The sequence below is a fragment of the Devosia sp. A16 genome, assembly GCF_001402915.1.
Lineage (GTDB): Bacteria > Pseudomonadota > Alphaproteobacteria > Rhizobiales > Devosiaceae > Devosia_A.
This window is the reverse complement of sequence record NZ_CP012945.1, coordinates 2,825,231-2,846,327: the sequence shown is the minus strand read 5'-3', so window position 1 is coordinate 2,846,327 and position 21,097 is coordinate 2,825,231. Positions and strand designations below refer to the sequence as shown.

Genomic DNA, 21,097 nt, shown 5'->3' with positions numbered 1-21,097 from the left:
CGGCAATGACAAGTTGTTCGCCGGCTGCACAAGACTAGTGCTGTCGGCGCGACGGCGTGTTACTGTTGTCTGGCGGAGTGCACGCGAGGGGAACGCGTGAGCTTAGGGGCGTTGATGGCGAGGAGAGGCCATGGCGTCGTTTTGCGGTCTGCGGACCACCCGGAGTCAAGTCGTCGGCACATTCGTCGCGACTGTCATTGCTTCCACAGCATTGCTGACATCGTTCGCCCAGGCGGGCGAGGCAATCTTCGCGCCCGGCGAGCCTGTCGTCACCGGTTTTTCCGGCGTTGTCCCGCCGGCGACGCCTCCCGGCAGCGGCGAGCCACTCGACTACACTTTCATCGACCCGGCCGGCCACTCGATGGTGATCCAGCAACTGCAGCCGGATGGACCGCCGACCGGTCAGCTGATCCCCGCCGAGCCGGTGTTCTCGGCGACGGCCGCCGATGTCGGACAGACCTTCGGGGTGGCGCTCGACGATGCGCCCGCGTTCAGCGGCGCCGCGGCGCCCAACATCTATCTCGCGGCCAGCTCGGCGTTCGGCCTCAACATCGTGATGCCGGATGCCGACGGCAATCCGGTCCGCAGCAAGCGCGGTGCGCCCGGAGCGACGTTCATGCCCGGCCAATGGGGCAGCGCCGGCGGTGCTGAGGGTTATCCCGGCAGCATCTGGAAGGTCGACGGCAGCACTGGCGAGATCTCGCTGTTCACCACCATCGCGGCCAATAGCGGGGCCGGGCTCGGCAACCTGGTGTACGATCCGGCCAGCGCGCAGTTCTTTGTTTCCGACCTCGATACCGGGCTGATCTACCGGCTGGCGGCGGACGGCACCATCATCGATACGTTTGACCACGGCGTCAGCGGCCGGCCGACGCACGACCTCGAGGCCATCGCCGACGACGGCAGCGCCATGTCGGTCACCGATCCCGCCTTCGACAGCGAAGATCCGGCGACCTGGGGTTTCACCCAGCCGGAGCGCCGAGTGTTCGGTCTCGCTGTCAATGGCGGGCGCCTCTACTACGCCGTCGCCGCGCAGGTCTGGTCGGTGCGCATCAATGCGGATGGCAGCTTCGGCACAGCGCGCTGGGAACTGGATGTCGCCGACCTGCCCACCGGCAACGAGATCGCCAGTATCGTCTTCGACCCACAGGGTCGGATGATCCTGGCGCAGCGCGGCCCCCACGCCGGCAGCTACGATTATTCGGTGTTCGCCACCCCGTTGACCTCATCGGTGGTGCGTTACGAGCGCGAGTTCCCGGACGACCCGACGACGCCAGGCACCTGGGTGGAGACGCCCCACAGCTACGCCATCGGCATGGCGCCGCAGGGCAGCAACGCCTCCGGCGGCATTGCGCTCGGTCCGGATCTTGACGAGGAAACGGGGGCACTGAGCGGCGCCTGCAGCGCGTATCTGTGGTCGACCGGCGATGCGCTGCGCGATAACCTGAACGTCGATGCGCCGCTCGATCCGCCGACCCAGGTGCATGGACTGCAGGGCAATGCCCTGGCGCTGGTGCGGCCGCAGAACGACCCGCCGACGCTGTCTTTCTTTGCCGATTACGACGGCAATACCGATGATGACCAGGCCACCGCGCAGGGACATGTCGGCGCTGTCGCCATCTGGCAGGTCTGCGAGGGCGCACCCGAGACCTATGTTCCGCCGCCAGCCTTCCCGCCGCCTCATTACGTGCCGCCGAGCCATGAGCCGGAGGCGAGCGAGCCCGATGTGCCCGGTGAACCCGAGTACGGCAACCTGACGCTGGAGAAATGGGCCAAGCCGTTCTTCTGTGTCGACAGCGGCGCCGATTGGTGGTGCAACTTCACCATCCGGGTCGAGAACACCGGTACGGTGCCCTATTGGGGTCCGGTGGTGGTCAACGACCACCTGCCGGCCAACAATCCGGGCGCCGGCATGAGCTTCTGGCCGCAGCCGCCATGGGCGTGCAGCCCGACCGGACCGACGGCCTATCAGTGCGTTACCGGCCCGGTGCTGCTCTATCCCGGCGACGGCGTGGTGCTGCATGAGGTGGTGAAGCTGCCCAAGGCGCTGGTGAACTACTGCCACCTCGCCAATGCGGCCGAGCTCGACTGGTTCTGGGGCCATGACGACGATCCGAGCGACGATTTCAACATCGGCGTGGCGGGCATCAAGGCGCCCGGCTGCTTTGCCGTGCCCGGCAGTGACCTGCTGCTCCAAAAGACCGCGGCGCCAAGTTGCGCCGATGCCGGCGCGACCTGGAACTGCTCGTATCTGGTGACGGTGCAGAATGTCGGGCCGGGCAACTACTCGGGGCCGATCACGGTCACCGACACGCTCGGCCTCAACGCTCCGGCGACGACGCTCGGGCCGTGGGCCTGCGGGCAGGCCGGCCCGGTGCTGACCTGCAACATCACCGCGCCACCGATCAACGCGCCGCCCGGCTGGACCTCGGGGTTCCTCGTGACCTCGCATGTGCCGAAGGGCATCGTGCCGGCGCTCTGCGGCCTCGACAACAAGGCCAGTATCAGCGCGCCCGCCGGAGGTTCGCCGAGCAACCTCGTCGCCGGCAACGACTTCGACGCGGTCACCGCACCGATCCCCGATCCGGCCTGTGCCGGGCCGGGGCTCAATACCGACCTCAAGATGCAGAAGGCGCCGCTCGGCTGTTCGCCTTACTTCTATGGGGTCAACGGCTACCTCTGCAAATGGCAGATGACGATCAGCAATGTCGGCACCGACCCGTATCTCGGGCCCCTGTCGTTCGTCGACAGCTCGGCCGGCGTGACGGCCAATGAGTTGACCTTCCTCTACCCGTTCTGCACCGGCACGGCGGTGACGACCTGCACACCGCCGGGAGCGGTGGCGATCAATCCCGGGTCGCCGATCGTCATCCCGTTCCACACCTTCATTCCGGACGGGCCGAGCGTCTGCTCGGTGACCAACAATCTGTCGTTCCTCGCGCCGAACCCGGGCTCACCGCCCAATCCCAGTGGCAACGACTCCGATACGGTCGGCCAGGCGCTCCCCAACCCGGCGTGCGTCGCGCCGGGGGCGCCCAAGCTCAACGTCCAGAAGACCGCGACCGGCTGTGCGTCGGATCCATCCAGCGAGGACTGGCTCTGCGACTTCGATATCACCGTGTTCAACTATGGGGGTGGCCCGCAGCCGGGGCCGATCCAGGTCAAGGATTTCAACGACAAGCCGACTACCTTTGCGGGCGCGGCGTGCATCCCTTCAGGGATCGATCAGTGGCTCTGCACCCGTCCGGCGGCGTTGCCGGCGCTGTCGAACTGGACCTTCCAGGCGACCTCGCGCGTCAACCCCAACAGCGTGACGCTGGCCGACTGCAACGTGATCAACACCGTGCTGATCACCAATCCGGCCGCCGGGGGCGACCCGGGCTACCTCGCCCAAGCCACCCAGAAGGTGCCGCAGCTGTTCATCAATCTCGGGCCCGGCCCGGTCGCGGTGTATTGCGATCCACCGAGCCTCAAGTTGACCAAGGCCGCGGTGAAGACCGTCAAGGCAGGTGACGGCTACGACGCGACGTTCACCGTCAGGGCGACGTCGACCGGACCCGACCCCTATATCGGCACGGTCGAGGTCGACGAATTGCTGCCGGATGGGACGAGCTTCGTCTCCTCCAGCAACTGGACGTGCGTGCCCACCACCGACAACGACATGCACTGCTCGTCGACGTTCAAGACCATCCCGGTGGGCAAATTCACCGAGATGACGATCACCATCCACATCCCAACCGATGTGGCGGTGGCGGCTCAGTGCAACGTCGTCAACACGGTGAACGCGTCGATCTCGGCGGCGGTGCTGCACAGCGACGAGGGGGTGCAATACACCGCCTCGGCCGCCGCGCAACTGCCGGCCAGCGTCTGCCGACCCGGGGCGGAGCCCGAACCCGAGCAGTGCCCGACCAAGCAGATGAAGCCCGATGGCAGCTGCTGCGAAGCCGGCACGCAATGGAACGGCAAGCAATGCGCCAAGCCGCGGCCGACGGCCCCGAAGTGCCCGGCGGACAGCCACCTGAACGATGCCGGCAAATGTGTGTGCGACGCGGGGACCCGCGGCGATCCAGGCGAGTGCGAGCCGATCCAGTCGACGCCGAGCTGCGACTTCCGCGACAGCCGGCTGGTCAATGGCGAGTGCGTCTGCAAGCCCGGCACGCACGGCAACCCCGGCAAATGCCGCCCGGATGTGGTGGAGGAACCGGTCTGCCCCGATGACAGCCGGTTGCGCCGCGGTGAATGCGTCTGCCTGCCGGGGACGATCGGCAAGCCGGGCAGATGCCGGCCCGAAGTGATCGAGCCGATCTGCCCCGACGACAGCCGCCTGCGGCGCGGTGAGTGCGTCTGCCTGCCGGGGACGGTCGGCAAGCCGGGCAATTGCCGGCCGGAGGTGATCGAGCCGATCTGCCCCGACGACAGCCGCCTGCGGCGGGGCGAATGCGTCTGCCTGCCGGGGACGGTCGGCAAGCCCGGCAATTGTCGGCCCGACGTGATCGAGCCGATCTGTCCGGACGATAGCCGCCTGCGCCGCGGTCAGTGCGTCTGCCTGCCCGGCACCAGCGGCGAGCCTGGCCAGTGCCGGCCGGATGTGGTCGAGGAACAGCCCCAGGCCTGCCCTGAGGACAGCCGGCTGCGCCGCGGTCAATGCGTATGCATCCCGCCGACCACCGGCAAGCCGGGAGCGTGCAAGGCACCGGTGCTCGAGTTGCAGCCACTGCGGCCACGGCTCGAGGTTCCGACCATCAACTGAACTTTGGGCCGGCCACGTTATGTGGCTGGCCCTTCCGCCGAAATGTCGAGGCAGCCGTCCCCTCTCCCTCGCGCACGCTCTCGCGTGCGCTAGGAGGGGAGAGGGCTAGTGCAGCTAGGACCGCGAGGTCCGTAGCGGAACCAGGGTGAGGGGTTCAGCTTCTCAGCATGCTGGATCGTCCAGCAGGTGGCACCGCTTCAACCCTCCTCCGGCGCTTCGCGCCACCTTTTCCCCTCACGGGAGAAGGGACGTGGCTGCCTGCGTCGGCGAATGCCCTCACTGCAGGTGCGGCTTGCGCAGGAAGCTGTTGCGGTCCGCCGATTTGATGCGCACCCAGGTGTCGCGTCCGTCGCGGACGACGCGCATCGGGAACTCGGCGCCAGCCGGGCCGCTGCTCCACACCTTGCGATAGAAATCGGCGAGACTCTCGACCTCGCCGTCACGCACATCGGAGATCACGTCGCCCTGGCGCAGGCCGGCCTTGGCTGCCGGACCGCCATCGGCGACGCTCATCACCACCACCTCGCCGTCACTCTCGGCGGAGAACACCCCGAGCCATGGCCGTGGCGGACGGTTGGGCTCGCCGCGGGTGAGCAGATCGTCGAGAATGGGACGCAGCAGGTCGATGGGGACGACCATGTTGATGTCGGCGGTTTCGCCGGCACGCAGCATCTGCAGGCGGAGCGAGCCGACGCCGAGCAGCCGGCCATCGGCGCCGATCAGTGCGGCGCCGCCCCAGGACGGGTGCGCCGGCGCAGTGAAGATCGCCTCGTCCAGCAGATACTCCCAATAGCCGGCGAATTCCTGCTTGGCGACGATGGTGGCGCGGATCGAGCGGCCGGTGCCGTCGGCGAAGATCACCGCATCGCCGAGCCGGGCATCGGCGGAGCTGCCGAGCTCCAGCGCCGGCAGATCGAGGGCGCCGAGCGCCTGCACCAGGCCGAAGCCCGTCTCCTGGTCATAGGCGAGCGCATGAGCCGCGACCACGCGACCATCGTGGGTAGTTATCCACACCTCTTCGGCCTCGGTAATCAGGTAGCCGATGGTGAGTACCAAACCGCTTTCGCGGATGACGACGCCGCTGCCCTCGCGCACCGTGCCCAGCGCCGCAGCGGTGAAGGCATCGTCGGGAATTGTTGATCGGACGGCCACGACTGACCGCAAGGTCGGATCGATATCCATGCTCTTATCCTGATTGCGGAGGGTGTAACGCGGCCTGAAGGGCACGCGATATTGCTCCAAGGTAGGCACTGGCAGGTGCGGTCGCAAGACCCCGCGACGGAGCGAACCCTGAGGTACGTGTTGCAGAAGGGCGATTTCTGTTCAATGCTGCACGGGTCGACACACAAGGCGGACAACAAGAGCCGCCAACGAGCCGTGACTAGGAGAGACTGCCTAAACGAGGAGGAGAATCCAGCATGACTATCAAGAAGTTGAGCCGTCGCGACGTCCTGAGGGGGACGGTTGCCACGGGCGCCGGACTGCTTGCCGCGGGGAGCGGTCTTCCGGTCTTCGCGCAGGACGCTGCGCCCAAGCCTGACGAGGCCCTGCCGGTCGGCGGCTCGGGAAAACTCACAGTCATTCATCGTACCGAGTATTTCGAAGCGGCGCAGACGGCGTTCCGCGACACCGTGCAGGCCTTTGCCGACAAGAAAGGCGTGCAGCTCGACATCTCGACCACCAACCCGGAGTCGTTCGGCGACTTCATGGGCAAGATGACGGCGGCGGTGAAGGCGGGCAACCCGCCGGATTTTGCCTATACCTCGAACGTCTCGATCTCGCAGCTGCACCTGCTCGACCTGGTCGAGGACATGACCGACGTGGTCAACGAGGCGGTCAAGCTCTACGGCGAGATCATGCCGGGACTCAACGCCGCCAAGACGGCACAGATCGACGGCAAGTGGTGGGCCGTGCCGCTGATCGGCACGACCACCGGCTACTATGCACGCGGCGACAAGCTCAAGGAAAAGGGCATCGATCCCGCTTCGCTCAAGACCATCGTCGATCGGCGTGAGGCGGCGCTGGCGATTTCCGGGCCCGACTTCTACGGCTGGGGCTTCACCCCGAACCAGTCCGGCGACGGCTTCGGCTTCCTGATCTCGGTGGTGCAGGCCTATGGCGGCTCGTTCACCGACGAAACCGGCCAGGTGGTGAAGTTCAACACCCCCGAAACCGTGCAGGCCTTCGAGTTCCTCCGCGAAACCTATGACCGCAACGGCAAGTATGCCGCCATGCTGCCGCCGGGAATCGAGAGCTGGAACGACACCGGTAACAACGAGGCGTACCTCGCCGGCCAGATCGGGTTCACGCAGAACGCCTTCTCGATCTACGCCCAGGCCAAGCGCGACAACAACCCGGTCTATCCCAACACCCTGCTGCTGCGCGCCCCGACGGCGATCAACGGCGACAGCCGCGATGGCGGCAATGTCGGCGGCTGGATGACCGTGTTCAAGGGCGCGCCGAACGCCGCGCTGGCCAAGCAGTTGGCGCTCGACCTGCTCGATCCGGCCAACTTCAACAAGATCGCCTCGCTCGGCAGCGTGCTGTTCACGCCGGCCTATGCGAACCTGTGGACCGACGAGCTGATGTCGGCCGAGCCGAACCTCAAGACCATCAAGGAGGCGGTCAGCGTCACCGATCCGTTCCTCGGCCAGTCGTGGCCGGCGAACCCCAATGCCGGCGTCGACGCCATCCGCGCCCAGGGCGTGCTGGAGCAATCGGTCGGCAACGTCATCTCGGGCCGCATGTCGCCCGCCGATGCGGTCAAGGACGCGCACCAGAAGATGGTGGATCTGTTCGAAGAAGGCGGGATCATGCAGCCCTGAGGCTGCACTGCTTCCGGCCGGAGGGCTGCCGCGCAGCCCTCCGGTCCCCCGATGCCCGGCCACGAGCGTCACATTGTGACGCCCGGCCGCGCCCAACTCCTGCACCCCGGCGACGGGTGCTCAGCTGGAAGGAGGCTTGACCATGGACAAGCGCATCTCTCTCGACATGCCCGTCAGCGGCACAGCAGCCGCGCGTCCGCGGTTCAGGCTCAAGAACATCCTCGGCCGGGACTGGCGCATCGCCTACCTGTTCGTGCTGCCGATGGTGGTGCTGATGGCCGGGCTGATCTTCTGGCCGTTCATCAGCGCCATCCTGATGTCGATGACGACATTCAACTTCAACACCGGCGAAACGGTGCAGGTGGGCCTGAGGAACTACCAGCGGCTCTACACCAATTCGGACTACCTGCTGAGCCTTTCGAACACGATCAACTTCACCTTCTGGTCGCTCAGCATCAAATTCGTCACCGGCATGACCATCGCCATGATCCTCCACTCCAAGTTGCCATGGCGCAACCTGATGTCGGCGATCATGCTGCTGCCCTGGATCGTGCCCGAGATCGTCACGGCGCTGGCCTGGAAGTCGATCTATGACCCGCTGTTCGGCGGCCTCAATCCGATCCTGCAGGGCGCCGGCATCATCGACCGTCCGCTCGGCTGGTTGTCGGATTCCAACCTCGCGCTGGGCAGCGTGATTGCGGTGAACGTCTGGAAGGGTATCCCGTTCTTCACCCTGCTGCTGCTCGCGGGCCTCAAGGCGATCGACACCGAACTCTATGAATCGGCGGAGGTCGATGGCGCCAATGCCGTGCAGCGCTTCCGCTACATCACCCTTCCGGGCATGCGCTACGTGATCCTCGTGGTGCTGCTCCTGAGCTTCATCTCCACCTTCAACCAGTTCGGGCTGATCTTCCTGATGACCGGCGGCGGGCCGAGCGGCGCCACCCGGCTCTACTCGATCCTCGCCTACGAAAAGGCCATCGGCTCGCTGCAATACGGTCCGGGCAGCGCCATCGCGCTTTCCGTCGCGCCGTTGATGGCGTTCCTGATCTATCTGCTCTCCAAGTACATGCGGCACGACGAGCGCGCCGCTGGCGTGCAGAAGAAGGGGCTCGGCATCGGCAAGTTCTTCGGCGGGCTGTTCAGTTTCGTGCTCGACATCGTCTTCTGGCCGTTCGACATGCTGAACCGCGGCATCGAGGTGCTGGGCCGGGCGCTGCGCAAGCGGATGACCGGTTCGAGCGAGAAGCCGGTGTTCAAGCCGCAGGGGCGCGAGCGGATGGGAATCGGCATCCGCATCCTGATCCTGCTGCCGATCATGGCGTTCGTCTTGTTCCCGTTCTACTGGGTGCTGATCACCTCGTTCAAAACCACGACGCAGATCAGCCAGCGCCAGTCGATCTTCTGGCCGAACCCGCCGACGCTGAACCAGTACCAGGAGCTGATCTTCGGCTCGCCGTTCCTGCACTGGCTGGGCAACTCGATCCTGATCGCAGCCTTGAGCACCATCATCTCGGTGGCAATCGCGGCGCTCGCCGCCTATGCGCTGACCCGGCTCAAGTTCCTCGGCGCGGGGCTGCTGACCACGGCCATCCTCATCACCTACCTGCTGCCGGGAACGCTGATCTTCATCCCGCTCTATCAGACGCTGAGCGACCTGGGGTTGATCAACAGCTATGGCGCACTGCTCACCACCTATCCGACCTTCCTCGTCCCCTTCGCCACCTGGGTGCTGATCGGCTATTTCCGCTCGATCCCGGTGGAGCTCGAGGAAGCGGCGATGATCGACGGGGCGAGCCGGCTCTACGCCTTCGTGCGCATCACGCTGCCGCTGGCGGCGCCCGCGCTGCTCTCGGTGGCGCTGTTCGCCTTCACCAACGCGTGGAACGAGTTCCTGTTCGCCTTCGTGTTCATCACTTCGGAATCGCTGCGGACGCTGCCGATCGGGCTGCAATCGATGGTGGTGGGCGACATCCTGCCCTGGGGCGAGTTGATGGCGGCCTCGCTGCTGACGGCGATCCCGGTGGCGGTGCTCTACATGTACGCCCAGCGCTTCCTGGTGGGCGGGCTGACGGTGGGGGCGGTGAAGGGATAGCGTTACTGCTGGTGCCTCAGCTTCCCTTATCCCCTCACGGGAGAAGGTGGCGCGAAGCGCCGGATGAGGGGTGAACATGGTGGCATGCTGGATAAGCCAGCATGCCGAGAGACCTCACCCCTCACCCAGCTCCGCTAGGCGGCAAGCCGCCAAGCTTCGCTCCCCTCTCCCCTGAGGGGCGAGGGGGCAGCCCCGCCCGTCGTCGCCGTCAACTGTTCCATCGAGCTCATCCGTGACCGCCACCCCCACCATCACCGCCCTCCGCGTCGTGCCCGTGGCCGGGGAGGACAGCATGTTGCTGAACCTCAGCGGCGCGCATGGGCCGCTGTTCACCCGCAACATCGTGATTCTCAGCGACAGCGCCGGCCGCACCGGGCTCGGCGAAGTGCCGGGCGGCGAGGCGATCGCGCGGACGCTCGAGGATAGTCGCGAGCTGGTGGTGGGGCGCGAGGTCGGCGCCTATCGCTCGGTGCTCCGGCAGGTGGGCGAAGCCTTCGCCAGCCGCGATGCCGGTGGGCGCGGGGCGCAGACCTTCGACCTGCGTGTCACCATCCATGCGGTGGCGGCGCTCGAATGCGCGCTGCTCGACCTGATGGGGCAGTTCCTCGGCGTGCCGATGGCGGAGCTCCTGGGCGACGGGCAGGTGCGGAACCGGGTCGAGATGCTGGGCTACCTGTTCTATGTCGGCGATCGCCGACGGACGCCGCTCGACTATCGCGCGTCGGGCCGCGGCGACGACTGGGAGCGGTTGCGCGACGAGGCGGCGCTGACGCCCGCGGCCATCGTCCGGTTGGCCGAAGCGGCGGAGGCCCGCTACGGCTTTCGCGACTTCAAGCTGAAGGGCGGGGTGCTGGCGGGCGACGTGGAAGCGGAGGCGATCGAGGCGCTGGCCGAGCGCTTCCCCGCGGCGCGACTGACGGTCGACCCGAACGGGGCTTGGTCGCTCGACGAGGCCGTTCGGATCGCCAACCGGCTGAAGCCGATCCTCGCCTATGCCGAGGACCCGTGCGGCGCCGAGGCAGGCTTCTCCGGTCGCGAAGTGCTGGCCGAGTTCCGGCTGAGGACCGAAATGAAGGTCGCAACCAACATGATCGCAACCGACTGGCGGCAGCTGGGGCACGCCATCACGCTCGGCAGCGTCGACATCCCGCTGGCCGACCCGCATTTCTGGACGCCGCGCGGCTCGATCGACGTGGCGAAACTCTGCCAGCGCTGGGGGCTGACCTGGGGCAGCCACTCCAACAACCATTTCGACATCTCGCTGGCGATGTTCACCCAGGTCGGCGCCGCGGCGCCGGGGACGATCACGGCGCTCGACACGCACTGGATCTGGCAGGACGGGCAGCGGCTGACAGCGGAGCCGCCGCTGATCCGCGATGGGCACGTGGCGGTGCCGGAGCGGCCGGGACTCGGCGTGGAGCTCGACGAAGCGCAGCTCGAGGCGGCGCACCAGCGCTATCGCGCACTGCCGGCGGGCAGCCGCAACGATGCGGCAGCGATGCAGTACCTGATCAGCGGCTGGACGTTCGATCCGAAGCGGCCGGCTTTGGTGCGCTAGGCGTGCCTGATTGACAGAGACGGCCCCCTCCCGGCCTCCCCCATAAAGGGGGAGGTGAAGAGTCGAGGCTTGAGCTTCAATCGTGCCAAACGCACCAGCGGAGCACCTCCCCCTTTATGGGGGAGGATGGGAGGGAGCTGTCTGCCAGCAGTCAGCACCCCTCACTCGAACCAGGTCGTCCCCGGATACCGGTGCTGCCGCGCCACGTCCTCGTTCAGTTCGAGCCCGATGCCGGGGCGGTCGGTCAGCTTGATCCGGCCGTTCTCGATGATCTCGCCGCCGTCGGTGATGGTTTTCCAGTAGTCGCGGTGGAACCAGTGGAATTCCAGCACGAGGAAGTTCGGCACCGTGGCGCAGACCTGGGCCGAGGCCATGGTGCCGATCGGCGACGACACGTTGTGCGGCGCGAACGGGATCGAATAGAGGTCGGCCATCTCGGCGATCTTGCGGCACTCGCTGAGCCCGCCGCATTTCGGGATATCCGGCATGATGATATCGAGCGCCTGCTGCTCGAACACCTTTCTGAAGCCGTGGCGCAGGTAGAGGTTCTCGCCGCCGCAGATCGGCACGCTGGTCGAGCGGGTGATCTCGGCCATGGCGTCGATATTCTCGGGCGGGATCGGCTCTTCCAGCCACATCAGCTGCAGGTGCTCGAGATCCCTCGCGAGGCGGATGGCGGAGTGCTTGTCGAGCCGGGTGTGCAGGTCGCACGCGACCTCGACCTCCTTACCGGCCGCTTTCACCACCATCTCTGCCAGCTGCACCATGCGGTCATGCTCCCACTTGTTGGGAGTCATGTTGAACCTGTCCTTCTCGTACCAGCCGGTCTCCGAGCCGGTATGGCCGTAGGCCCGGATGTCGAGATCGACCTTGAGCGCCGAGAAGCCGGCTTCCAGCACCTTGTCGACCTCGGCCTGCACTTCGTCCATGTTCATGCCGGGCGACACTTCGCAGTCGCAATAGACGCGGATGTCGTCGCGGAACTTGCCGCCCATCAGCTCGTAGATCGGCACTTTCAGCGCCTTGCCCTTCAGGTCCCACAGCGCGATCTCGATACCGGTGAGGGCGGTGATCAGCGCGCCGGCGAAGCCGCCCTCGAACACCAGGCTGCGCCGGGTCTCCTCGAAGATCGCATCGATGGCGAAGGGGTCGCGGCCGATCAGCCGCTCTTCCAGCTCCTTGATGATGGCGATGGCCTGGTAGCCACCGTGCACGCATTCGCCGAGCCCGGTGATGCCGGCGTCGGTCTCGATCCTCACCCACAGATGCATGCAATGGCCGCTCGTCGCCGCCGTCTTCACCGAAGTGATCTTCACGTCGCCTCTCCCTCACTGTCGTCCCCCGATCCTCTTCGAGGGACGTACATCAGGTTACAGCCCGAGACTGTGTTGGCAACCGTCGATCGGGCAGAAGAGGCTACGCCGAAAGTCGCACACGGCCGCAGGCGTTCCGAGGCTGGCTACGGCTGGGGTAGGCGGCTCGACGCCCGACCCTCGACGGCTGGCCTGAGCCGCGGTGCGCCCGCTGAGCAATCCAGGCATCCTTGCGCTGCTGTCGGCTCCCGATTGACGAAATGTTAACGCGGCGGCATTCTGCCGACAAGATGCATGCAAAGATGCGTCTGAGGAGAAGGGAGACGGAACAACATGCGAAACGTCATCAAGACTGCAGCGGGCCTGGTACTCGCCGTCGCGCTCGGCATGCCTGCCCTGGCGCAGGACGCCTTGACCATCGGCATCATGGTCCCCACCACCGGCTCGGAAGCCACCTATGGCCAGGACATGGCCAACGCGGTGAACCTCGCCATCGATGAGATCAACAAGGCCGGCGGCGTGCTGGGCAAGCAGCTGACCTCGACCATCGGCGACGACGGCTGCGACGCGCAGCTGGCCGTCAACGCGGCCAGCAAGCTGGCGGCCTCGGGTGTGGTCGGCGTGGTCGGCGGCTACTGCTCGGGAGCGACGATCCCGACGCTGAAGATCTACGGCGATGCCAAGATCCCGCTGATCATCCCGGCGGCGAACTCGACCAAGCTGATCCCGGAAAACCCGGGCAACGCCTTCATGATCAACTCCACCGGCAATGACCAGGTGGCCAAGGCGATCGAGTACTTCAACGGCAAGGGCGTCAAGTCGATCGCCATCATCAACCAGGGCGATGCCTACTCGCAGGACCTGGCCGACCTCACCAAGAAGAACTGGGAAGCGGCCGGCAACAAGGTCACCAATTTCGAAGTCACCAACAAGGGCGAGCAGGACTATTCGGCGGTGGTGACGGCCATCACCTCGGCCAACCCGGACGCGGTGTTCTGGACCGCCTATTATGCCGATGGCGGGCTGTTGATCCGGCAGCTGCGCGAGCGCGGCTACCAGGGGCTGATCGCCGTCGGCGACGGCTCGAACTCGCCGGAGCTGTTCAAGATCGCCGGACCTGCCGCCGAGGGGGTGATCGCCTTCTCCAACCCCACCGCCGAATTCCTGCCTCAGGCCAAAGCCTTCGCCGATGCCTACCAGGCCAAGTACAATGCCGCGCCGGGGCCGTACTCGACGCTCAGCTATGACGCAATGAAGCTGCTCGCATGGGCGCTCAATACGGCCGGCACCACCGACTCCGCCAAGGTGATCGAGACGCTGCAGGGTGCCGACTTCACCGACACCATTTCGGGCCCGATCTCGTTCACACCGGAAAAGACCCTGGCGCGCTCGAACTTCGTGGTGCTCGAGGGCAAGGGCGGCGCCTGGACCCTGGCACAGTAACGAGCTGGCAACCATGTGGGTCGGCGGGCGCGCCGACCCACTGAGGATGGGCTGAGGGGCGAGGCGGCCGGTGAGCATTTTCGACATCTTCACGAACCAGTTGCTGAACGGCATCGTGCTCGGCTCGTTCTATGCCCTGGTGGCGCTCGGCTACACCATGGTGTTCGGGGTGGTGAAGCTCCTGAACTTCGCCCATGGCGAGCTCTACATGGTGGGCGGTTTTGCCGGCTTCCTGGTGCTGTCGTTCCTCGCGCCCTATGTCGGCCCGGGCTGGCTCGGCGTGGCGGTGTCCATGCTGCTGGCGATGATTGCCATCGGCTTTCTCGGCGTCGTCATCGAACGGGTCGCCTATGCACCGATGCTGTCGGCGCCGCGGCTCTCGATCCTCATCACCGCGCTGGCGGTATCGCTGGTGCTGCAGAACGGCATGCTGACCCTGACCAAGGGCCAGTATGTGCCGTTCGGCGCGGCGCTCGGCTTCGGCGGCGTCCGGCTCGGCAACCTGTTCATCAGCTACAACCAGATGATCCTGGTCGGCGTCGCGGCGGTGCTGATGCTCGGGCTCGAACTGTTCGTGTCGCGAACCCAGTATGGGCGGGCGATGCGCGCCGTGGCGGTCGACAAAGACATGGCGCGGCTGATGGGCATCAACGTCAATGCGGTGATCGCCATTACCTTCTTTCTCGGCTCGGCCCTGGCGGCAGCGGCGGGCACCATGGCCGGGGCCTATTACGGCTCGCTCTGGTACTTCATGGGCTTTCTGATCGGCCTCAAGGCGTTCACCGCCGCGGTGATCGGCGGCATCGGCTCGATCCCCGGCGCCATGCTGGGCGGGCTGATCCTGGGGCTGCTCGAGAGTTTCGGCACGCAACTGCCGGGCGTGGGCAGCGAGTGGAAGGACGTGTTCTCGTTCTCCGTGCTGATCCTCGTCCTGGTGTTCAAGCCCACGGGCCTGCTCGGCAAGCCTGAACAGGAGCGCATGTGATGGCGGGGCTCCCCGAACGACCCAGCGCCTGGGGCGGGCTCTCCGCCATCCTCGATACGCCGGCCAAGCGGGCGACGGCGATCGGGGTGATCCTCGTCGCCATGGTGGTGGCGCCGTTCCTGTTCGGCACCTATGGCACGGTCATCCTCACCAACGCGCTGCTCTATGTGCTCCTGGCGCTGGGGCTCAACATCGTGGTCGGCTATGCCGGCCTGCTCGACCTCGGCTTTGCCGCGTTCTTCGCTGTCGGCGCCTACACGGTGGGCATCACGACACTGCATTTCGGGCTCAACTTCTGGCTGGCGCTGCCGCTGGCGATCCTTATCGCCATGGTCGCCGGGATCATTATCGGCGCGCCCACCCTGCGGCTCAGGTCGGATTACCTGGCGATCGTCACCCTGGGATTCGGCGAAATTGTTCGCATCACCGCACGGAACCTGCGCGAAACCGGCGGCGCCAGCGGACTGATCGGCATCGACTCGCCGTGGGTGTTCGGCTGGCATATCCGCACGCCGCTCGACTTTTACTACGTGTTCTGCGTCCTCGCGATCCTCGGCGTCCTTGCCTCGGCGCGGCTCGCCAACTCGCGGCTGGGCCGGGCTTGGCGCTATGTGCGGCACGATGAAGATGCCGCCGAGGCCATGGGGATCGACCGGGTGAAGGTGAAGCTCGCGGCCTATGTCGTCGGCGCCATCTACGGCTCGATCGGCGGCGCCTTCTTTGCCGCCAATCTCGGGGCGATCTCGCCCGAGAGCTTCTCGTTCCGGCAATCGGTGCTGATCCTGATGGCGGTGATCCTGGGCGGCATGGGCAAGATTCCCGGCGTCATCCTCGGCGCTTTTATCGTCATCCTCGCGCCCGAGCTGCTGCGCGATGCGGGCGATATGCGCCTGCTCATCTTCGCGGTGGGGCTGCTGCTCATCATGCTGTTCAGGCCGAGCGGCATCTGGCCGGTGCGGAGCAAGCAGAAATGAGCCTGCTCAAACTCAAAGGCGTCAGCCTGAGCTTTGCCGGATCGAAAGTGCTCGACGCCGTCGACTTCACTGTTCCGGCCGGGCGCATCGTCAGCCTGATCGGGCCGAACGGGGCGGGGAAGACGTCGCTGTTCAACTGCATCACCGGCTTCTACAAGCCGCAGCAGGGCTCGATCCGCCTCGACGGCACCGAGACGCTGAGACTGAAGCCGCACCAGGTGACGGGACTCGGCATTGCCCGGACGTTCCAGAACGTGCGGCTGTTCCGGGAGATGACGGTGCTCGAGAACGTCATGTCGGGCCAGCATAGCCGGACCCGCGCCGGGGTGATCGATGCCGTCCTGCGGCTGCCGTCGCAACGCCGTGAGGAGGCGCAGATCCGCGAAATCGCCGAGGATTGCCTCAGCTTTGTCGGCCTCACCGAAGGCTGGGAGCGGGAGGCGACCACCCTGCCCTATGGCTGGCAGCGCCGCGTCGAGATCGCACGGGCCCTCGCTACCAGGCCGCGGCTGCTGCTGCTCGACGAACCCGCCGCCGGCCTCACTTCCGGCGAAAAGGAAGAGCTGATCGAGCTGATCCGCCGCATTCGCAACGAGCGCAATATCTGCATCCTGCTGATCGAACACGATACCGGGCTGGTGATGCGCCTGTCGGAGCGGATCAGCGTGCTCGACCACGGCGTGATGATTGCCGAGGGAACGCCAAAGGAGATCCAGTCGAACCCGAAAGTGATCGAGGCCTATCTCGGGGTCGAGGAGGATGCGCTTGACCTCTGATGTGATCCTCCGGCTCGAGGGTATAGCGAGCGCCTATGGCAAGATCGATGCGGTCAAGGGCATCGACCTCGAAGTGAAGCGTGGGCAGATCGTGACCCTCCTGGGCGCCAATGGCGCCGGCAAGACCACGACGCTGAAGACCATCTCGGGCCTGGTTCGCGCCAAGGCCGGCCGGGTGCTGTTCGAGGGCGAGGACATCACCGCGATGGCGGCGCATCGGATCGCGCGGGCCGGGGTGGTGCACGTGCCCGAGGGTCGCCATGTGCTGCGCGGACTGAGCGTGCGCGAGAACCTCGAACTGGGCGCCTTCACGGTGCAGGATGCAGCGCTGCGCCGGCAGCGGCTCGACGAGGTGTTCGCGCAGTTCCCGATCCTCAAGACACGCGCCAATGCCGACGGTTCGCTGCTGTCGGGCGGCGAGCAGCAGATGCTGGCCATCGGCCGGGCTCTGATGCATGGCCCCAGGATCCTGTTGCTCGACGAACCCTCGATGGGCCTCGCGCCCAAGCTGGTGCTGGAGACGATGCGGATCGTCAAGCGGCTCAACCAGGCCGGCACCACCATCCTCCTCGTCGAGCAGAACGCCCGGTTGGCGCTGCGACTGGCCCATTACGGCTATGTCCTCGAAAGCGGCGTCATTCGGCTCGAGGGTGAGGCCGCGAAACTGAGCGCCGATCCCTCGATCGTTCAGGCCTATCTCGGCAACTGAATGAAACTCCCAAGCGACTCCACAGTAAGCTCGAAGGCCACCTGACTTGACCGAACCAACCCGCATCGACGTCGCCATTATCGGCGCCGGCATCATCGGTGTTTCCACCGCCTTCAAGCTGCAGGAGGGGGGGCGCACCGCCCTGCTGATCGATCGCAAGGGCATTGCCGAGGAGACCAGCCGCGGCAATGCCGGGGCCTTCGCCTTCTCCGACGTGATCCCGATGGCCACCTCCGGCGTCCTCGGCAAACTGCCGCGCTGGCTGAGCGATCCGCTCGGCCCGCTGACCATCCGGCCGGAATACCTGCCGCAGATCACCCCCTGGCTGCTGCGCTTCTGGCGCGCCGGCTGGCCCGATCGGGTGGCGGCAAGCCTCAGGGCGCAGAGCGCCATGATGCGCCTCGCGCGGACCGAGGCCGACGCGCTGATCGCCAGCGCCGGCCTCGAGCGCATGATCCGCCGCGACGGCGTGCTCGAGCTCTACGAGAGCGAAGACGAGCTGCGCAGAACCGCCCGGGACGATGCGGCGAAAGCCGCCGAGGGCATCGAATTCCGTCATGTGCGGGGGGCCGAACTCAGCGAGCTGCAGCCAGGCCTGTCGCCACGCATCACCTGCGCCACCTTCATCCCGAAATGGCAGACGGTCAGCGACCCCTACGACTACGCGGTCGCCGTGGCCAAGGCGGCGATGGCGCGGGGCGCCGGCTTTCGGCAGGCGGAAGTGAGCGCGCTGCAACCGGACGAGGCCGGCGTTACTCTCAGGTTCGGTGACGGCAGCTCGCTGCGGGCGAAGCAGGTGGTGGTGGCCGGCGGGGCCTGGTCGAAGCGGCTGACCGCGCCGCTCGGCGACGCCATTCCGCTCGAAACCGAGCGCGGCTACAACACCACGCTCAGCGGCTACAGTTTCGATCTCAAGCGCCAGCTGGTGTTCGGCGGTCATGGCTTCGTCGTCACGCCGCTCGAAAGCGGTATCCGCGTCGGCGGCGCGGTCGAACTGGGCGGACTGGCGCTGCCGCCCAACTTCAAGCGGGCCGACGCCATGCTGACCAAGGCGGCGATGTTCATGCCCGGCCTCGTCACCTCAGGCGGCAAGCAGTGGATGGGCTTCCGCCCCTCACTGCCCGACAGCCTGCCCGCCATCGGCTACTCGCGCCGCTCGCGCCACATCGTCTATGCCTTCGGGCACGGCCACCTGGGGCTGACGCAATCGGCCGCCACCGGCAGGCTGGTGACGGAACTCGTCACCGGCACGATGCCCTCTCTCGACCTCACGCCTTTTTCTCCGCAACGCTTCTAGAACGAGCCTTTCCATGTCCCGGCATATCTTCACCTGCATCGACGGCCACACCTGCGGCAACCCGGTCCGCCTGGTCGCCGGCGGCGGCCCGCTGCTCAAGGGTAATTCCATGATGCAGCGGCGCGCCGACTTCCTCGAGCACCACGACTGGATACGCAAGGGCCTGATGTTCGAGCCGCGCGGCCACGACGTGATGTCGGGCTCGATCCTCTATCCGCCGACGCGCGAGGATTGCGATATCGCGATCCTGTTCATCGAGACCTCGGGCTGCCTCTACATGTGCGGGCACGGCACCATCGGCACGGTGACCATGGCGATCGAGAACGGGCTGATGACGCCGAAGACGCCCGGCGTGGTGAACCTCGATGTCCCCGCCGGCAAGGTGGTGGCCGAGTACACCATGGACGGCGAGTATGTGGACAAGGTGCGGCTCACCAACGTGCCGAGCTTCCTCCACTCGACCGACCTCGAGATCGAGGCGCCGGGGCTCGGCAAGCTCAAGGTCGATGTGGCCTATGGCGGCAATTTCTACTGCATAGTCGACGCCCAGGAGAATTTCTCCGACATCGCCGACGTCTCGGTCGGTGACCTCTTGCGCTGGAGCCCGGCGCTGCGAACCGCGATGAACGAACGCTACGAGTTCGTCCACCCGGAGAACGACAAGATCCGCGGCTGCACCCACATCCTGTGGACCGGCAAGCCGACCAATGCCGCCAACACCGCCCGCAACGCCGTGTTCTACGGCGACAAGGCGATCGACCGCTCGCCCTGCGGCACCGGCACCTCGGCGCGCATGGCGCAGTGGTATGGCCGCGGCAAGCTGAAAGTCGGCGATGCGTTCAACCACGAATCGATCATCGGCTCGGTGTTCAATGGCCGGGTCGAGCGCGCGGTGAAGGTCGGCAATTATGACGGGATCGTCCCCTCGATCGCCGGTTGGGCCCGCCAGACCGGGCTCAACACCATCTATATCGACGACCGCGACCCCTTCGCCCACGGCTTCTCGCTGGTGTGAGCGATGGACCTGACAAAAGGCCCCCTCACCCGGCGCTACGCGCCGACCTCTCCCCCAAGGGAGAGGTGGTGCGCGGGCATGATCGCGCCACAGCAACATCTCTCCCTTGGGGGGAGAGGTCGGATTGCGCAGCAATCCGGGTGAGGGGGGCCTTCTGAATGAAAATCACTGCCATCAAGGTCTACCAGGTCGATCTGCCGCTGCGCGAAGGCCGCTACAACTGGAGCGGCGGCAACTTCATGGAAGTGTTCGACTCGACCGTAGTGGCGGTCGAGACCGATGCGGGCATTACCGGCTATGCCGAGTGCTGCCCGCTCGGCTCGGCCTACCTGCCCTCCTACGCCAAGGGCGTGCGCGCCGGCATCGCCGAGATCGGGCCCAAGCTGATCGGGCATGATCCGACGGACCTCTGGCCGCTCAACCACCACATGGACGCGGTGCTGCGCGGCCATCCCTATGTGAAGGCGCCGATCGACATCGCCTGCTGGGACATTCTGGGCAAGCTCGCGGGCCTGCCGGTCTACAAGCTGCTGGGTGGCGCCGAGCAGGAAAAAATCGCGCTCTACCGGGCGATCAGCCAGGAAGACTCTGCGGTGATGGCCCAGAAGATCGCCGGCTATCGCGCCGAGGGCTACACCAAGTTCCAGCTCAAGGTCGGGGGCGACCCCAATGACGACATCCGGCGCATCCGGGCCTGTCGCGCCATCCTCGCCGAGACCGACATCCTCGTTGCCGACGCCAATACCGGCTGGACCATGGCCGATGCGGCGCGCGTGGTGAACGCGGTGGCCGATCTCGATGTCTATATCGAGCAGCCCTGCATAAGCTACGAGGAGAGCGTCTCGATCCGCCGCCGCACCAGCCTGCCCTTCGTCCTCGACGAGAATATCGGCACCGTCGGCGACCTGGTCAAAGGCCTTTCCGAAGATGCGTTCGACGTGATCAATCTGAAGATCAGCAAGGTCGGCGGGCTCACCAAGGCGCGGCAGATGCGCGACCTCTGCGTCGCCTCGGGCATCCCGATGACCATCGAGGACACCTGGGGCGGCGACATCGTCACCGCCACCATCGCGCATCTCGCCCGCTCGACGCCGCAGAAGTTCTGCTTCACCGCCACCGACTTCAACTCCTACGTCACGGTGTCGATCGCCGAGGGCGCGCCGAAACGCGAGAACGGGTTCCTGACGGCAAGCGACGCGCCGGGGCTCGGGATCGAGCCCAGATGGGATGTGCTGGGACAGACCGTGCAGGTGATCCGTTGACTGTCAGTCGGATCTCCCTCCCCCTTGCGGGGAGGGTAGCGCAGCCGAGAGCGAAGCGACCTGGCGGAGCTGGGGTGGGGGGAGCCGCACGCTCC

14 protein-coding genes are annotated in these 21,097 nt (G+C 66.2%); 12 read left to right on the top strand and 2 right to left on the bottom strand.

The window, feature by feature from the left end:
- Positions 1–130: 130 nt before the first annotated feature.
- Positions 131–4,750 carry a DUF11 domain-containing protein gene (locus APS40_RS13865; RefSeq protein ID WP_156342937.1) on the top strand — a complete coding sequence of 1,540 codons (4,620 nt, stop codon included), beginning with the start codon at positions 131–133 and terminating at the stop codon, positions 4,748–4,750.
- Between the two features lie 276 nt (positions 4,751–5,026).
- On the opposite strand, the gene APS40_RS13860 is transcribed toward APS40_RS13865, so the two are convergent.
- Entirely contained in the window at positions 5,027–5,932 is a 906-nt protein-coding gene (locus tag APS40_RS13860; protein ID WP_055047613.1) for a S1C family serine protease, read from the bottom strand.
- Positions 5,933–6,168: 236 nt separating this feature from the next.
- Between APS40_RS13860 and APS40_RS13855 the strand changes: the two genes are divergently transcribed.
- The 3 genes from APS40_RS13855 (at position 6,169) to APS40_RS13845 (ending at position 11,228) form a co-directional block, all read left to right on the top strand.
- Positions 6,169–7,575, top strand: a complete 1,407-nt coding sequence (locus tag APS40_RS13855) for an ABC transporter substrate-binding protein (RefSeq protein WP_055047612.1) — start codon at positions 6,169–6,171, stop codon at positions 7,573–7,575.
- A gap of 142 nt (positions 7,576–7,717) precedes the next feature.
- Positions 7,718–9,670: an ABC transporter permease gene (locus APS40_RS13850; RefSeq protein ID WP_055047611.1), complete on the top strand. Its 1,953-nt coding sequence runs from the start codon at positions 7,718–7,720 to the stop codon at positions 9,668–9,670.
- A 292-nt stretch (positions 9,671–9,962) separates the two neighbouring features.
- Positions 9,963–11,228 (top strand): enolase C-terminal domain-like protein, encoded by a 1,266-nt coding sequence (locus tag APS40_RS13845; protein WP_082434400.1) that lies wholly within the window; start codon positions 9,963–9,965, stop codon positions 11,226–11,228.
- 161 nt (positions 11,229–11,389) lie between these two features.
- Here APS40_RS13845 and APS40_RS13840 read toward each other — a convergent pair whose 3' ends face one another.
- Positions 11,390–12,544 (bottom strand): mandelate racemase/muconate lactonizing enzyme family protein, encoded by a 1,155-nt coding sequence (locus tag APS40_RS13840; RefSeq protein ID WP_055047609.1) that lies wholly within the window; start codon positions 12,542–12,544, stop codon positions 11,390–11,392.
- A 330-nt stretch (positions 12,545–12,874) separates the two neighbouring features.
- Here APS40_RS13840 and APS40_RS13835 point away from each other — a divergent pair, with 330 nt between their 5' ends.
- From APS40_RS13835 to APS40_RS13800, 8 genes are all read left to right on the top strand, one after another.
- Positions 12,875–13,984 carry a branched-chain amino acid ABC transporter substrate-binding protein gene (locus APS40_RS13835; protein WP_055047608.1) on the top strand — a complete coding sequence of 370 codons (1,110 nt, stop codon included), beginning with the start codon at positions 12,875–12,877 and terminating at the stop codon, positions 13,982–13,984.
- Positions 13,985–14,054: 70 nt separating this feature from the next.
- Entirely contained in the window at positions 14,055–14,969 is a 915-nt protein-coding gene (locus APS40_RS13830) for a branched-chain amino acid ABC transporter permease (protein WP_055047607.1), read from the top strand.
- Complete coding sequence (locus APS40_RS13825; RefSeq protein ID WP_055047606.1) at positions 14,969–15,943, top strand: branched-chain amino acid ABC transporter permease; 975 nt, start codon at positions 14,969–14,971, stop codon at positions 15,941–15,943. The genes APS40_RS13830 and APS40_RS13825 overlap by 1 nt, the downstream gene beginning before the upstream one ends.
- Positions 15,940–16,719 (top strand): ABC transporter ATP-binding protein, encoded by a 780-nt coding sequence (locus APS40_RS13820; protein WP_055047605.1) that lies wholly within the window; start codon positions 15,940–15,942, stop codon positions 16,717–16,719. Before APS40_RS13825 ends, APS40_RS13820 begins: the two co-directional genes overlap by 4 nt.
- Positions 16,703–17,428 carry an ABC transporter ATP-binding protein gene (locus APS40_RS13815; RefSeq protein ID WP_156342936.1) on the top strand — a complete coding sequence of 242 codons (726 nt, stop codon included), beginning with the start codon at positions 16,703–16,705 and terminating at the stop codon, positions 17,426–17,428. The genes APS40_RS13820 and APS40_RS13815 overlap by 17 nt, the downstream gene beginning before the upstream one ends.
- Positions 17,429–17,474: 46 nt before the next feature.
- On the top strand, positions 17,475–18,725 hold the full coding sequence (locus APS40_RS13810) for an NAD(P)/FAD-dependent oxidoreductase (protein ID WP_055047603.1): 1,251 nt from the start codon (positions 17,475–17,477) through the stop codon (positions 18,723–18,725).
- Positions 18,726–18,738: 13 nt separating this feature from the next.
- Positions 18,739–19,740 carry a 4-hydroxyproline epimerase gene (locus APS40_RS13805; protein WP_055047602.1) on the top strand — a complete coding sequence of 334 codons (1,002 nt, stop codon included), beginning with the start codon at positions 18,739–18,741 and terminating at the stop codon, positions 19,738–19,740.
- Between the two features lie 158 nt (positions 19,741–19,898).
- The gene (locus APS40_RS13800) at positions 19,899–21,002 is read left to right on the top strand and encodes a cis-3-hydroxy-L-proline dehydratase (RefSeq protein ID WP_055047601.1); all 1,104 of its coding nucleotides are present in this window, start codon (positions 19,899–19,901) and stop codon (positions 21,000–21,002) included.
- Positions 21,003–21,097: the final 95 nt, after the last annotated feature.